Origin of the sequence: Kribbella sp. NPDC051137 (assembly GCF_040682535.1) — a bacterium.
In the GTDB taxonomy this organism is placed as follows: Bacteria; Actinomycetota; Actinomycetes; order Propionibacteriales; family Kribbellaceae; genus Kribbella; species Kribbella karoonensis.
The window spans coordinates 869,751-884,189 of record NZ_JBFBBI010000003.1; the positions used below are offsets into that span (position 1 = coordinate 869,751).

Genomic DNA, 14,439 nt, shown 5'->3' on the forward strand with positions numbered 1-14,439 from the left:
CCCGTCTCGGCTCACTCTGTGTTGGACGTCGTACCGCAGCTGCCCGGTCAGTCGGCTGCGGCCGCGCTCCGGGAGACAGCGGAGGTGGCACTGACTGCCGACAACCTCGGATACCGTCGCTTCTGGCTCGATGAGCAGCACGGTGTCCGAGGTGTCGGTGGCGCAGCACCCGCGGTGATCGCGGCGATCCTGGCCGCGCGGACCGACCGGATCCGGCTGGGCGCCGGCGGCCTCCCACTGACCAACCACCAGCCGCTCGTGGTCGCGGAGCAGTTCGCCGCTCTCGCCGCGGCGTACCCGAGCCGGATCGACCTCGGCGTCGCGGAGCAGTGCGCCGTACTCGAACCCGGTCCTCATGGCACGTTCCAGCAGCGGCTGGACGAGCTACGTGGGTTGCTGCAGGACGGTACGCCGGGCACGGGCGACGTGCGGCTGGCCCTTGCCGGTCCGCCGCCGCCGGTCTTCGTACTGGCGGATGACCCGGGTACTGCGGCGGCTGCCGCCGTACGGGGGCTTCCGGTGTTCGTGACGCACCATCGGGCGCCTGCGGTAACAGCTGCCACCGTGGCGGCGTACCGGAAACACTTTGTGGGGCACAGCGGGCCCTACCTCGCTGTCACAGTCGGCGTGGTGGCAGCCGGCTCCGACGAGGAGGCCCTGACGCGCTTCGCGGAGTACGTCCGCGTCAGCTCGCGGCTGGCCGCGGCGGGGCCGGGGGCGACACCGGCCGAGCTGGTGGCGTTGCTGAAGCCTGCACTGACCGGCCCGGAGCGAGCCCTTGCCGAACAGTTGCTGGCGGACCCAGGCCATGTTGTCGGCTCTCGCGCGACCGTGGCGAGCCGGCTGGGCGCCCTGGTCGCCGAGACTGCGGCAGACGAGGTCATGCTCGTCCCACTGGCCTTCGACGGACTGATCCGGTCAGCGATCCTCCGTACTGTCGCCGCCGGTCTGACCAAGGTCAGCCGGACGCTCCCGGAGCCCTTGGTCGCCAGCGCCTAGTGTGGGTACAAACCCATCGAAAGGCAGGCTCATGTCACGAGAGCGCGAAGTCGTCGAGGCTTGTCCGACCGAACTGTTCATCGGCGGAAAGTGGGTCGCCGCCGGCAAGACCTTCGCTGTCGAGGACCCGGCCACCGGTACGACGCTCTGCGACGTGGCCGATGCGAGCCCGGCCGACGGCAAGGCCGCCCTCGACGCGGCCGTCGCCGTACAGGCGGAGTGGGCCGCGACACCGCCGCGGGAGCGCGGCGAGATCCTGCGCCGGACGTACGAGCTGATGACCGAGCAGGCCGACGACCTGGCGCTGCTGATGACGCTGGAGATGGGCAAGCCGGTCGCCGAGTCGAAGGGCGAGATCGCCTACGCGGCCGACTTCTTCCGGTGGTTCGCCGAGGAGGCGGTGCGGATCGACGGCGGCTACCAGATCGCTCCGAACGGCGCGAGCCGCTTCCTCGTGATGCGGCAGCCGGTCGGGCCGTGCCTGCTGATCACGCCGTGGAACTTCCCGGCCGCGATGGGCGCCCGCAAGATCGGCCCGGCGGTCGCGGCCGGCTGCACGATGGTCATCAAGCCCGCGTCCCAGACGCCGCTGTCGATGCTCAAGCTGGCCGAACTGATGACCGAGGCGGGCCTCCCGGCGGGCGTGCTGAACGTCGTCACCACGCAGGACGCCGGCGGCGTGATGGAGCCGCTGATCCGCGACGGCCGGGCCCGCAAACTGTCCTTCACCGGCTCCACCCAGGTCGGCCGGAAGCTGCTCGAGCAGGCGTCCGGCCAGGTACTGCGGACCAGCATGGAGCTCGGCGGGAACGCGCCGCTCCTGGTGTTCGAGGACGCCGACCTGGACAAGGCGGTCGGCGGCGCGATGCTGGCCAAGATGCGCAACGGCGGCGAGGCCTGTACGGCGGCCAACCGGATCTACGTGCAGTCCTCGGTGATGGAGCCGTTCGCGGCGAAGCTGACCGAGCGGATGGCCGCGCTGAAGGTCGGCCGCGGCACCGAGGCCGGCGTCGACGTCGGTCCGCTGATCGACGGTAAGCAGCGCGACAAGGTGGCCGACCTGGTCGCCGACGCGATCGCCCGCGGTGCCCGCACGCTGACCGGCGGAGCGGTTGCCGCAGGCAACGGGTACTTCTACCAGCCGACGGTGCTGGCCGACGTACCGGAGACCGCGCGGCTGCAGAAGGAGGAGATCTTCGGGCCGGTCGCGCCGCTGACCGCCTTCGAGACCGAGGACGACGCCGTACGGATGGCGAACGACACCGAGTTCGGCCTGGTGTCGTACGTGTTCACCAAGGACCTGGGCCGCGCCCTCCGCGTCTCCGAACGCCTGGAAGCCGGCATGATCGGCCTCAACCAGGGCATCGTCTCCAACCCGGCGGCCCCCTTCGGCGGCGTCAAACAATCCGGCCTCGGCCGCGAGGGCGGCACTGTAGGCATCGACGAGTACCTCGAGGTCAAGTACGTCGCGGTCAACGTCGACTAGAGCCAAGGAATGTATTAGAAGAAAGAAAGAAAGAAAGAAGAGATTTAGAGTGGTGTCCGGCTCCGGTGATCGCCCGGAGGTTTGCCGCGCACCTCACGGAAGTCTGTCGGCCAGGCGGGTTGGGGAGGATTTCCGCCCGGATCGGCAAGAAATGCTCCCCACGCCAGGCGAGGTACGCCGACCCAACCACTCATCTAAATCTCTCTTCTTTCTCTTTCTTTGTTCTTTGGTGGCTATCTTTCGACCAGTTGGGTGACGGTGACGAGTTTGTAGCCGCGGGTGCGGAGTTCGCGGACTATTGGTCCTACGGCTTGGGCTGTGTAGGGAGCGTTGTCGCCGCCGTGCATGTGGAGGACGACGATCGATCCGTTCTGCACGTGGTCCAGGACCTGCTTGATGATCGGCTGTGCCGACTTGGTGAACCCGTCTCCGCCCGGCACGTCCCCGCCGACCGCGGTGACGCCGGCGGGGGCGAGTTCATGCAGCGCGGTCGCGTCGTAGCAGTCGCCGGGGAAGCGGAACCACCTGGTCGCGTGCGGATCCACACGGTCCAGCTCCACGATGGCCCGGCGTACGTCGGAGAGCATCTGGCCGGGTGGCACTGTCCCCAGGCCGTAGCAGTTGTTGGTGAAGCCGCGGTGGTCGTAAGTGTGCGTGCCCAGCTCGAACAGCGGGTCCGCGGCCAGCTCCTTCGTCACCTGTGGGTACTGCTCCATCCACATGCCAGTCAGGAACAGGGTGGCCGGAGCGTGCAGTGAGCGAAGCTCCTCGATCAGTGCCTTGTTGTAGTACGACTTGACCCTGCCGGAGACCAGCCGTCGCCGCATGAGGGCCGTGAGGTCCGCGTCGAACGTCAACGCGACCTCCTTCTTGTCCCGCGGCCCGTGGTCGAGCACAGGCATCACCTGGGCGTTCTTGGACGTGCCGGGCTTCACCTGCACCGGGGCCAGCGTCGGCCGTACGGGTTTCGCCGTACGGACCGGCTCAACGGGCGCACGGGTCTGCGGCGGCACTCCAGCTGTCTGCTTGGCGTCACTACACCCGACAAGCGTCAGCAACAGGGCACCGACCGCAACACGCTTCCCCCAAGTCACCTGCTCACTGTACGAGATCGTTCGCCGACCGCAGTACGGGTACGTCGACCTGGGCGGGAGCGGGTGCACCGGTGACGTGGAACGTGTGGGTCTCGCCCGCGGAGAGGGTGACTAGGCAGGAGTCGACCCGCGCGGTGGCGTCCAGGCGGTCCGGGAACAGGGCCAGGTCCTTCGCCAGGGCGGTTGCGGTCACCGTGACCTCGTATCCGTCGGCGGTCGGGCTGACCGCGGAGGTGTAGGCGTCGGTGGTGAGCTGCAGCTCGGTGTCCTCGACGAAGTACCAGTACGCCGTCTCGCCGTCGCCTGCGCGCACCTCTACGTACTCCTCCGACGGCTTGCCCGCAACGGCAACCGACTCCGGGAGCTCGTTGACGGCAGCAGAGCGAGCCGCGATCTCGATCGCGAAAGTCTCCTGGGCCAGGACCTCTGCACCCGTGGTCGATCGCCGGCGGACCGTGATCTCCGTCGTCCACGGCGCATCAGTGTCGTTGTGCGCGGCAACGACCAGCCCGTCCTCACGCGGCTGGACGGTGAGCAGCCGGTCGGCGTACACGCGCTTCAACGCGTACCACAACGGCTTCCGGATGCCGTGCCCGTCGACCGCGGCCCAGGAGACGACCGGCCAGTTGTCGTTCAGCTGCCAGACCACCGCGCCGGTGTTCAACGGGAACAGCGACCGGAAGTGCTCGATGCCGTAGGCAACCGCCCGCGCCTGGTTCAGCTGCGTCGTCCAGTGCCAGTCGTCGATGTTCTTCCACACCGGCAGGTGATCCCCGAGCCCGCGTTCCAGCTTGAGGTTGCCCTCGAAAGCCTTCTGGTGCACGAGCATCTGTGAGCCGTAAGGATCGAGCGGTACGTCGTGCACGACCGACGTCAGCGTCGACCACGCCGGCGGCCCCTGGAAACCGAATTCGGAAACGAAACGGGGCTTGTACTTGCGGTACGTCGTGTAGTCCACCTGGTTCCACACGTCCCAGATGTGCATGGTCCCGTGCCGGTCGTCGTTCGGGTGGATGAACTGGTCGAACGAGTACGGGCTGCCGGCCGAGTACGGCGTCCGGGGGTCCAGCTCCGCCACGATGCGCGGCAGCAGGTCCAGGTAGTACCCGGCACCCCACGGCCTGCCGGCGAGCGGTACCCGCCAGCTCCACTCGACGTACCCCCAGATGTTCTCGTTGTTGCCGTTCCACACCGCGAGGCTCGCGTGCTTGCTCAGCCGCGTGACGGCCTCCCGGGCCTCGGCCTCGACCTCGCTCCACAGCGGCTCGTCCTCGGAGTACGCCGCGCACGCGAACAGGAAGTCCTGCCAGACCAGGATGCCCAGCTCGTCGCAGACGTCGTAGAACTCCTCGCTCTCGTAGATCCCGCCGCCCCAGACGCGCAGCAGGTTCATGCCCGCACCCACCGCGTCCTCGATCGAGGTGCGGTACGTCGAGGCGTCCAGCCGGGTGACGAAAGCGTTGTCCGGAATCCAGTTCGCGCCGCGGACGTACACCGGCTTGCCGTTCACCGAGAGCACGAACGGCGTACCGTCGTTGTCCGGGGCAACGTTCACGGAGATGTTCCGGAAGCCGACCCGGCCGTGCCAGTCGTCCTCGTTCAGCGTCACGGTCACGTCGTACAGCGGCTGCTCGCCGTGGCCGCGCGGCCACCAGACGTCCACCGCGGAAACCGTGTTCACGAGCTCCACGGTGTCGGTTCCGGGCTTGATCGTGACCGATTCCTGCGTGCCGCCAACCTCTACGGCCACAGTGGCGTCGGCCGCACCGTCAGCCCAGTCCAGCGAGACGAAAGTCTTGAGTACGCCATCCGTGCCGTCCACCTGTGCCAGCGGGCGGACGGCGGAGATGCGCACCCCGGACCAGGACTCGATCCGGATCGGCCGCCAGATGCCCGCGGTCGCGACGTCCGGTCCCCAGTCCCAGCCGAAGTTCGACGCCATCTTGCGGAGCTCGTTGTACGGGTGCAGGTTGGTGTGCGGCCAACTACCGCGCTTCTCCCGCTCCGCCTCGGCCGCCGTCACCGGGCCCTCGAACTCGATCACCAGCTCGTTGTCCCCAGCAACCAGTACGCCGGTGACGTCGAACCGGTACGACCGGTGCTGGTTCGCGGTCCGGCCAAGCTCCTGGCCGTTCAGCGTGACGGTCGCGACCGTGTCCAAGCCGTCCGCGACCAGCTCCTGCCGGTCGTTGCCGTCAGCAACCCAGTTGAATCTACTCGTGTAGCTCCACCGGGTACGGCCGATCCAGTGCAGCTTCGACTCGTTGTCGCCGTCGAAGGGGTCCGGGATCTCGCCGGCCGCGAGCAGGTCCGTGTGCACCTCACCGGGCACGGTAGCGGCCACCGCGCGGCCGATCAGGCCGTCCGGCGCCGGACCCTCGACCGCGTGCACGGTCCAGGCGGCACCGCCGGCGGTGGTCAGGTCGAGGGTCTTGAGCGATGTCACAGTGAGGCTCCAGGAGAGATGAACCGGTTTAGTGAAACTGCACCGCTCCCCGCCGAAAACGGGGAGCGGTGGAAAGACCTCAGATGTCCAGGACGTACCGGCGCCACAGATCGGCGAGCGCCCGGTGTCCGGCGGGGGACGGGTGGACACCGTCACCGGCCAGTGCGGCCGGCCCGGCGGACGCCGCCTGCTTGGTCAGCTCGACATCGGTCGGCACCAGGATCGCGCCATACTCGACGGCGAGCTTCCGGACCACCTCGAGCTTCGGGTCCAGGTCCTCGCGCCATGCGTCCTGCCCGTCCTTGACCGGCAGTAAGAACGGCTCCATCAGCACCACCGGACAGGACAGCGGATCGAGCAGCGAGCGGTACGACGCCTCGAAGGACTCGGCGGTCGTCGGGTCGTTCTCGTCGTACCGCCGCCAGGTGTCGTTGATCCCGATCAGGATCGACACCAGCGCCGGGTCGTGGGCCAGTACGTCGTCGGCCCACCGGGCGGCCAGATCGACCGCCCGGTTGCCGCTGATGCCGGCGTTGACGATCGTCGGCCGGTTGTCGCCGAGGTCGTCGTACAGCGTGCGGACGTATCCGTCACCGAGTCCGGCAGGGTCGGTACGGCGGCCGCAGTCGGTCACCGAGTCCCCGGCGAACACCACGGTCCGCCGGGGGTCCAGAACGATGCTCACAGGGTGGCCGCCGTCACATCCCAGTCGTCGGGCAGGATCGGTGCGACCTCGACCGTGCTCTGCACGTCGACGAACGCGCCGGTGTCGATCGAGTCGGTGACCGAGGCCATCACGTCGACGATGTGGAAGGCCAGCGCCCCGGTCGCCCGGTGCGGCCGGTCGGCCCGGATGGCGCGCGCCATCTCGAGGACGCCGGTACCGCGCTGCGCGACCGCCTTGGTCTCCGCGATCGTCTCCCAGTCCTCGGCGCCGCGACGACGGATCTTGATCGCGCCGTCGAACCCGTTCGGGTCCGGCACGGCGAGCGTCGCCTCGGAGCCGGTGATCTCGACGAACCCGGCCCGCGGCAGCGGCGAGTCGAAGCTGAAGATGCTCTGCGACGACTGCCCCGACTCGAACTTCGCGATCGCGCTGACATGCGTCGGCACGGTCACGTCGAAGTCCGTCCCGGCCAGCGGGCCGGAGCCGATGGTCCGCTTCTCACGAGACTTGGACCCGATCCCGGCCACCGCGGCGACCGGGCCGAACAGCTGGACCAGCGTGGTCAGGTAGTACGGGCCGATGTCCCAGAGCGGGCCCGCGCCCTCCTGGAACAGGAACGCCGGGTTCGGGTGCCAGGACTCCGGGCCGGGGGACTGCATCAGCGTGAGCGCGGTCAGCGGCGTACCGATGTCACCGCGCTCGATGATCCGCCGGGACTCCTGCAGTCCCGGGCCGAGGATGGTGTCCGGCGCGCAACCGAGCCGGACACCCGCGTCCTTCGCCGTGGCCAGCAGCTTGAGGCCGCTGTCCTGGTCCAGGGAGAACGGCTTCTCGCTCCACACATGCTTGCCGGAGGCAACGGCCGCGAGCGCGACCTCGACGTGCGCGACCGGGATGGTCAGGTTGACCACGATCTCGACGTCCGGGTTGTTCAGCACCACCTCGGGACCCCCGTGGGCCTCGATGCCGTACTCCTTGGCCTTCGCCTCGGCCGCCTCCGGCCGCAGGTCGCCGATCGCGACGACCTTCAGGTCCGGGAAGCTCTGCATGCTCTTGATGTAGGCGTCGGAGATCACTCCGGCGCCGATCACACCTACGCCGACCGAACTCATTCAGGCGCACCCTCTCCGGTCAGGAACGCGTACGAGCCCTCGACCGCGTCGAAGATCTCGCCGGTGAAGTCGTCGAGCTCGACGACCCGCAGGGCCTGCGGTGCCGCGGCCAGGATGTCCCGGACCGCGATGGTGCCGTCGCCGACCGCGACCTGCGCCTTGTTGTTCAGCGTCCCGTCGCCGTCCTTGACGTGGATCGCGGTGACCCGCTCGCCGAACTTCTTCAGCAGCGCCGGTACGTCGGCACCGCCGACCGCGGCCCAGTACGTGTCGACCTCGACGATCACCTCGTCGGCCAGGTTGTCGACCAGGATCTCCAGCCCGTGCGCGCCGTCGACCTTCGACTCGAGCTCGAACTGGTGGTTGTGGTAGCCGACCGTGATGCCGTGCTCGGCGGCCTCCTTGGCGGCCTGGTTCAGGCCGGCGGCGATCTCCTTGATGCCGTCGGCGGACTGCCAGCGCGCCGGGTCGGTGTGCGGGTCGATCACCGTGCCGATGCCGAGCCGCTTCGCCGCGGCGTAGATCGGGGCGCTGTCCTCGCGGAGCAGGCCGGCGTGCGTGGTCGGGGCCGAGAGACCGTGCTTGGGCAGCGCCTCGGCGAGGCGATCGGCGAAGGCCGTCACGCCGAAGGGCTCGACCTTGGTGTAGCCGATCTCCGCGATCCGGGCCAGGGTGCCGTCGAAGTCTTCCTCGAGCTTGCCCCGGACCGTGTACAGCTGGAGGGACAGGTGGTCCTTTGCGACCATGGTTTCTCCTTGTCGGCGGCGCGTCGCCCGCTGCCCTGGGGGTTTGCGCCGTCTGATAAGCCGAACCGGTTAAGTAACGAAGGAAACCGTATCCCACGGCGGCCCGTCCACACCACCCTCCGCCCAACGACTGGGCGGTCACCTGAGGGTTTCCCAAGAGTGTGGGGTTTACCAAACTGTCACCTTGTGTGGCCGGGTGATGACAGAGCGTTCGATCGGCGCGACACTGGAGATCCGGACCGGTTTGTCCGGGCGCCCGGTGAGGAGGGTGTCGTGTCTCATGTGACGATCAAGGAGATCGCGCGGCGGTGCGGGGTCTCGCAAGGGGCGGTCTCGTACGCCCTCAACAACCGGCCCGGCGTCTCGGCGGCCACCCGGGCGCGGGTGCTGCGGGTCGCCGCCGAGCTGGAATGGGTGCCGAACACGGCCGCCCGGCAACTGTCCGCGGCGCGCAGCGAGACGTTCGGACTGGTGCTCGCGCGGACCCCGCAGACGCTGGTCGAGGAGCCGTACTTCATGGGCTTCGTCGGCGGCGTCGAGTCGGTCCTCGCGGAGCACGCGTACGCGTTGTCCCTGCAGGTGGTGGCCGACCTCGGCGCGGAGCTCGCGACGTACCGGAAATGGGCCGCCGAGCGACGCGTCGACGGCGTGATCGTGGTCGACCTGCGGGTCGGCGACCCGCGGATCCCGGTACTGCGGAAACTCGGGCTGCCGGCCGTCCTGGTCGGGGACCCGGCGCTTGCGGAGGACATGCCGTGTGTGTGGACGGACAGTACGGCGGCGATGACCGCGGCGCTCGACCACGTCGCGTCCCTCGGGCACCAGGTGATCGCGCGGATCGCCGGGCCGCCCGAGTTCGGCGACGTGTGGATCCGCGACCAGGCCTTCGACAGCGCCGTACGGCGGCTCGGGCTGACCGCCGTCACCCGGCACACCGACTACTCCGCGGCGGCCGGAGCCGATGCGACGCGGGAGGTGCTGGCCGGGCGCCCGACCGCGATCGTCTACGACAACGACCTGATGGCGGTCGCCGGACTGGCCGTCGTGCAGGGGTTGGGCCTGCGCGTCCCGGACGACCTCACGCTGGTCGCCTGGGACGACTCGACCCTGTGCCGGATCACGCATCCGACGCTGACCGCACTCAGCCACAACGTCGTCGGGTACGGCGCGGAGGTCGGCCGCCGGCTGTTCGACGTACTGGCCGGTGCTCGGCCGGAGGCGCACCTGTACTCGACGCCGCTGCTGATCATCCGGGAGAGCTCGGCGCGGTGCAGGCCGTGACCGTGACCGGTACGCCGTTGACCGCGGCGGTGCCGGCCGTCGGATCCGTGAGTGCGGTGTCGGTGATGTCGTTGATGCTCGGGCCGGCGACCTGATTCGCGACGGTCAGCCGGGCACCGTCCCGGTTGTGCCCGAACCCATGCGGCAGGCTGACCACGCCGCGCATGATGTCGTTGCTGGCAGCAACTTCCACGGAGATCGAGCCGGCCGCGGAGGTGACCGTGACCAGCTGGCCGTCCGCGAGGTCGCGGTCGGCCAGGTCATCCGGGTGCATCAGCAACTGGTGCCGCGGCCGGCCCTTCACCAGCCGGGCCGAGTTGTGCATCCAGGAGTTGTTGTTCCGCAGGTGCCGGCGGCCGATCAGCAACAGGTCGTCGGCGGACAACGGCTGCAGGGCGTCCAGCCGCGGGAGGTCGTCGAGGATCATCCGCTGCGCCAGGTCGACCCGCTTCGACGTCCGGTGCAAGGCCTGTGGCAACGCCGGCTGCAGTGGTCCGAGGTCGATGCCACCCGGTGACCGGCGCAGTTTCCCGACCGACAGCCGGTACGGGCCGATCCGCAGCCCGGCGTCGACGATCCACCGTGGCGGTGTGCGCAGCCGGGCCGTCGCCTCGGCGCGACGCCGGCTCCAGGGAGTACGTCGTACCAGCGCGAGCCCGAGATCGCGGAAGATCTCCCAGTCGTGCCGCGCCGTCGCGGGCTTCGGGAGGACGGCGTCGTTCCAGCGGGCCGTGTTCCGGACCGCCAGCTGGTGGAAGACGATGTCGTAATGGTCCCGCTCGAGCGGGGGCGCCGGCGGCAGGATCACGTCGGCGTGCCGGGTCGTCTCGTTGATGTACGGATCCACCGCGACCATGAAGTCCAGCGACCCGAGCGCCTCGTCCAGCCGGCGGCCGTCCGGGGTCGACAGCACCGGGTTGCCGGCGACCGTCAGCAGCGCCCGGATCTGCCCGTCGCCGGGTGTCAGGATCTCCTCGGCCATCGTCGACACCGGCAGTTCACCGCCGAACTCGGGCAGCCCACGGACCCGGCTCTTCCACACGCCGACGTGCCCGCGGCCCAGGCCGAGCAGCGTGTTCACCGCCGGCCGCGGGAACATCGTGCCGCCGGGGCGGTCGAGATTGCCGGTGACGATGTTGAGCACCTGGATCGCCCACTGGCAGATCGCCCCGAACTGCTGCGTCGACACCCCGACCCGCCCGTAGCAGGCGGCCCGCTCGGCCGTCCCGAACTCGGTCGCCACCCGCCGGATCACGTCGGCCGGGATCCCGGTGATCGCGGCCGCGCGTTCCGGAGTCCACTTCTCCACCTCGGCCTCGACCGTCGCCAGGCCGTCGACGTACTCCGCGGGATGCGCGAAACCCTGGGAGATCACCTCGTGGATCAGGGCGAGCAGGAATGCCGCGTCGGTGCCCGGCCGGACGAAATGGTGCTCGTCCGAAACCGCCGCGGTCTCGGTACGGCGCGGATCGACGACGACCACTTTTCCGCCGCGTTTCCGCAACTCCTTCAATCGTTTTCCGAAACCCGGGGCGGTCATCATGCTGCCGTTCGACGCGAGCGGATTCGCGCCGAGCACCAACAGGTACGACGTCCGGTCGATGTCCGGCACCGGGACCATCAACTGGTGCCCGTACAGCAGGTACGACGAGAGCATCTGCGGGAGCTGGTCGATCGACGTCGCGCTGAACCGGTTGCGGGTGCGCAGTTGCCGGACCATCGTCGGCATGTGGGTGAGCGCGCCGAGGCTGTGCACGTTCGGGTTGCCCAGATAGACGCCGACCGAATTCCGCCCGTGCTCCCGCTGGATCTGCGTCAGCCGGTCGGCGATCAGCTCGTACGCCGCGTCCCAGGCGATCGGCTGCCAGCCGTCGGTCGTCCGGCGTACCGGCGTCGTCAACCGGTCCGGGTCGTCCTGGAGATCGCGGAGCGCGACCGCCTTCGGGCAGATGTGGCCACGGGACAGCGGATCCGACTCGTCGCCGCGGATGTCGGTCACCCGGCCGTCTTCGACAGTCACCAGCACACCGCAGATCGCTTCGCACAGGTTGCAGGACGTCCGCCGTACGGTCATCCACCCAAACTACCCTCGGGTAGCCCCGCTCGCTACGAGTCGAAGCGTGCCTCGTCGAGGCGGCCGAGGATCGCGTCCACGGTCTCGCCGACCGACAGGTCCGAGTTGTCCAGCCACAATCCGCGCCGCGGACTGAACGCGTGCAGCTCGTAGTCGAGCTCGTCGACGAGGTGGCGCGCGCCGCCGAGCCGGTCGGAGATCACCTCCGGCCGCGGCGTCAGGACGACCAGATACCGCGGCCTGGTCCGGATCCCGTCCAGGAACTCGCGCAGCAACTCGCCGATCACCACGTCCTGCAGTACGACGGTGAACCCGGCGCGCGCGTACTCGTCGGCGGCCAGGCAGGCGAGCCGGTAGCGCAGTTGCAGCTGGCGTTGCGCCACGATCACGTCGTCGGCCATCGAGGCCTGCCCACTCACGATCATCCGCCGGAAAACGTCCCCCCGCAGATGCACGCCGTACTGGAACCTCTCGGCGAGCATCTGGGACACCGACGACTTCCCCGCCGCCATGATTCCGCTGACGACGATCACCCCCTCGGACTCCATGCGGCGATGGTGCCACGTGCCGCTGGGGTTTTGGCCCGGCGTCGGCGATTCTTGTCGAAAACCCAGGTTTGTAAGGGGTTGAGCTGCTACTCGAGCAATGACTCGACGTGCTGCCGCATCAGCTGACGGACACGGGTGGGGGTGGTGCGTTCCGGCTGGATCGCCGCATGCAGGGCGAGCCCGTCGAGCAGCGCGTGCAACCGCTCGGTCTCACGCCGTACGTCGAGGCCGTCCTTCAACAGGCCGGCGTCGGACAACGCCCGGACCAGCGACGCGCACAGTTCGCGGAGCTGGTTGTGCACGGTGTCGGTATGAGCATGCAGTGTGCCGGCGCCGGTCTCGGCCTGGGCCTGCGCCATGAACGCCAGCCAGATGTCGAACTCCGCCCGCCGCTCCTCGTCCAGCGGCAGCACCTCGTCGAGGTAGCGCAGCACGATGCTCGGGACGCTGCCTTTCGCGTCGATCGCGCTGATCCGCTCGGTGACCCGACGCGACACCAGGTCCATCGCGAAGCTGAGCAGTCCGTCCTGGTCGGGGAAGTAGTAGCGGACGGCGCCCGCGGACCAGCCGGCCTCGGCGGCGATGGTGCGCACCGACGCGGACCGGATCCCGTCCCGGCGGACCACCCGCCAGAGCGCTTCGGCGATCTCCTCGCGGCGGGTGGCGTGGTCGACGATCTTCGGCATGGAATCCGTTTTAGCACAGCTGTGTTAGTCTCGTTTACAACACAGTCGTATTGAAACAAATCCCTGAAGGGGGAAACCCGTGCTGCTCGCTGTGATCGCCGCGTGTGAGATCGGCTTCTGGGTCCTGCTGGCCGCCGGCCTGGTGACGCGGTACCTGCTGCGGCTGCGCCGGACCGGGATGGTGCTGCTCGCCGCCCTGCCGCTGGTCGACGTGGTGCTGCTGGTCGCGAGCGTCGTGGACATCCAGCGCGGTGCGGCGCCGTCGCTCAAGCATTCGCTGGCCGCGATCTTCGTCGGTGTCAGTGTCGGCTTCGGCCATCAGACGCTGAAGTGGGCGGACAAGTGGGCCGCGCATTTCCTGGCGGGTGCGCCGCGCCCGCCGAAGCTGCCGAAGAAGGGCCCTGAGCGCGCCCGGCACGAGCGAGCCGGCTGGCTCCGGCACCTGATCTCGTACGTCGTCGGCGTCGGCATCATGCTGCTGCTCGGCGTGCTCTCCGGTCGCGGGTGGGACGCGCTGCTCGCCCCCGCGGGTCCGTGGACCCTCGTGCTCGTGATCGACGCGATCGTCTCGTTCAGCTACTCCTTCAGCGGAACTGCGGAGAAGCAATCGGTGTAACCTCCCCGGTCCGCGCGGTCACTCGTCGTACATTTCCGGCATGACAACGGTTGGGCGGATCTGGGCTGCGGTGACCGGGTTGATCGTCGTGCTGGGGATCGTGATCCAGTTGCTCGTCACCGCGAACGGGCACGAGGGGTTCTTCCCGGACAACCCGGAGCGGGTCTTCAACGTCTTCGCGTACTTCACCATCCAGTCGAACCTGCTGCTCGGCGGTACGGCGCTGATGCTCGCGGCGCAGGCGGATCGCCCGCAGACCGTGCTCTTCAAGACGCTCCGGCTGAACGGTGTGCTGTGCATCGCGGTGACCGGCATCGTCTACCACGCGGTGCTCGCCGGACTGGGCGACCTGCACGGATGGGCGGAGGTGTCGAACTTCCTGCTGCACACCGCGACCCCGGTGGCCGGCGTACTGGGATGGTTGCTGTTCGGTCCGCGCGGGACGATCGACTGGCGGATCGTCGGGTGGTCGGTCGTGTACCCGCTGCTCTGGCTGGTGTTCACGCTGATCCGCGGCGCGTTCGTGCACTTCTACCCGTACCCGTTCGTCGACGTCGACGAGCACGGATACTGGCGCGTTCTACTGAACTGTCTGCTGGTGGCGGTACTGTTCCTGGCTCTGGCGGCCGGGGCGAACACGCTCGACCGCCGCTTGCGCCGGAAGAGAACCGTCGAAAGGTAGAC

13 protein-coding genes are annotated in these 14,439 nt (G+C 68.9%); 5 read left to right on the forward strand and 8 right to left on the reverse strand.

What is annotated here, in order from left to right; all coding sequences use genetic code 11:
* Positions 1 to 18 precede the first annotated feature (18 nt).
* Together AB0M51_RS19325 and AB0M51_RS19330 are read left to right on the forward strand one after the other, a co-directional pair.
* Entirely contained in the window at positions 19 to 999 is a 981-nt protein-coding gene (locus tag AB0M51_RS19325) for an MsnO8 family LLM class oxidoreductase (protein ID WP_344197303.1), read from the forward strand.
* A 31-nt stretch (positions 1,000 to 1,030) separates the two neighbouring features.
* A complete protein-coding gene (locus AB0M51_RS19330; RefSeq protein WP_344197305.1) occupies positions 1,031 to 2,485 on the forward strand; it encodes an NAD-dependent succinate-semialdehyde dehydrogenase in 1,455 nt (484 codons plus the stop codon).
* Between the two features lie 233 nt (positions 2,486 to 2,718).
* Here the strand turns inward: AB0M51_RS19330 and AB0M51_RS19335 are convergent, their stop codons facing one another.
* The 5 genes from AB0M51_RS19335 to AB0M51_RS19355 form a co-directional block, all read right to left on the reverse strand.
* Positions 2,719 to 3,579: a polysaccharide deacetylase family protein gene (locus tag AB0M51_RS19335; protein WP_344197307.1), complete on the reverse strand. Its 861-nt coding sequence runs from the start codon at positions 3,577 to 3,579 to the stop codon at positions 2,719 to 2,721.
* A 4-nt stretch (positions 3,580 to 3,583) separates the two neighbouring features.
* Entirely contained in the window at positions 3,584 to 6,025 is a 2,442-nt protein-coding gene (locus AB0M51_RS19340) for a glycoside hydrolase family 2 protein (RefSeq protein WP_344197309.1), read from the reverse strand.
* Between the two features lie 79 nt (positions 6,026 to 6,104).
* A complete protein-coding gene (locus AB0M51_RS19345; RefSeq protein ID WP_344197311.1) occupies positions 6,105 to 6,710 on the reverse strand; it encodes an SGNH/GDSL hydrolase family protein in 606 nt (201 codons plus the stop codon).
* On the reverse strand, positions 6,707 to 7,804 hold the full coding sequence (locus AB0M51_RS19350; RefSeq protein ID WP_344197313.1) for a Gfo/Idh/MocA family oxidoreductase: 1,098 nt from the start codon (positions 7,802 to 7,804) through the stop codon (positions 6,707 to 6,709). Before AB0M51_RS19350 ends, AB0M51_RS19345 begins: the two co-directional genes overlap by 4 nt.
* Entirely contained in the window at positions 7,801 to 8,550 is a 750-nt protein-coding gene (locus tag AB0M51_RS19355; RefSeq protein ID WP_344197315.1) for a sugar phosphate isomerase/epimerase, read from the reverse strand. The genes AB0M51_RS19350 and AB0M51_RS19355 overlap by 4 nt, the downstream gene beginning before the upstream one ends.
* A 273-nt stretch (positions 8,551 to 8,823) precedes the next feature.
* Between AB0M51_RS19355 and AB0M51_RS19360 the strand changes: the two genes are divergently transcribed.
* The gene (locus tag AB0M51_RS19360; RefSeq protein ID WP_344197316.1) at positions 8,824 to 9,831 is read left to right on the forward strand and encodes a LacI family DNA-binding transcriptional regulator; all 1,008 of its coding nucleotides are present in this window, start codon (positions 8,824 to 8,826) and stop codon (positions 9,829 to 9,831) included.
* Here AB0M51_RS19360 and AB0M51_RS19365 read toward each other — a convergent pair.
* From AB0M51_RS19365 to AB0M51_RS19375, 3 genes are all read right to left on the reverse strand, one after another.
* Positions 9,797 to 11,905 (reverse strand): molybdopterin-dependent oxidoreductase, encoded by a 2,109-nt coding sequence (locus AB0M51_RS19365; protein WP_344197318.1) that lies wholly within the window; start codon positions 11,903 to 11,905, stop codon positions 9,797 to 9,799. The genes AB0M51_RS19360 and AB0M51_RS19365 overlap by 35 nt on opposite strands.
* Before the next feature lie 32 nt (positions 11,906 to 11,937).
* Positions 11,938 to 12,453, reverse strand: coding sequence for an AAA family ATPase (locus tag AB0M51_RS19370; RefSeq protein ID WP_344197320.1), 516 nt, complete (start codon positions 12,451 to 12,453; stop codon positions 11,938 to 11,940).
* Positions 12,454 to 12,539: 86 nt separating this feature from the next.
* On the reverse strand, positions 12,540 to 13,139 hold the full coding sequence (locus tag AB0M51_RS19375) for a TetR family transcriptional regulator C-terminal domain-containing protein (RefSeq protein WP_344197322.1): 600 nt from the start codon (positions 13,137 to 13,139) through the stop codon (positions 12,540 to 12,542).
* A gap of 79 nt (positions 13,140 to 13,218) precedes the next feature.
* Between AB0M51_RS19375 and AB0M51_RS19380 the strand changes: the two genes are divergently transcribed.
* Positions 13,219 to 13,755 (forward strand): 2TM domain-containing protein, encoded by a 537-nt coding sequence (locus tag AB0M51_RS19380; RefSeq protein ID WP_344197324.1) that lies wholly within the window; start codon positions 13,219 to 13,221, stop codon positions 13,753 to 13,755.
* Between the two features lie 40 nt (positions 13,756 to 13,795).
* Positions 13,796 to 14,437, forward strand: a complete 642-nt coding sequence (locus AB0M51_RS19385; protein ID WP_344197326.1) for a Pr6Pr family membrane protein — start codon at positions 13,796 to 13,798, stop codon at positions 14,435 to 14,437.
* Positions 14,438 to 14,439 lie beyond the last annotated feature (2 nt).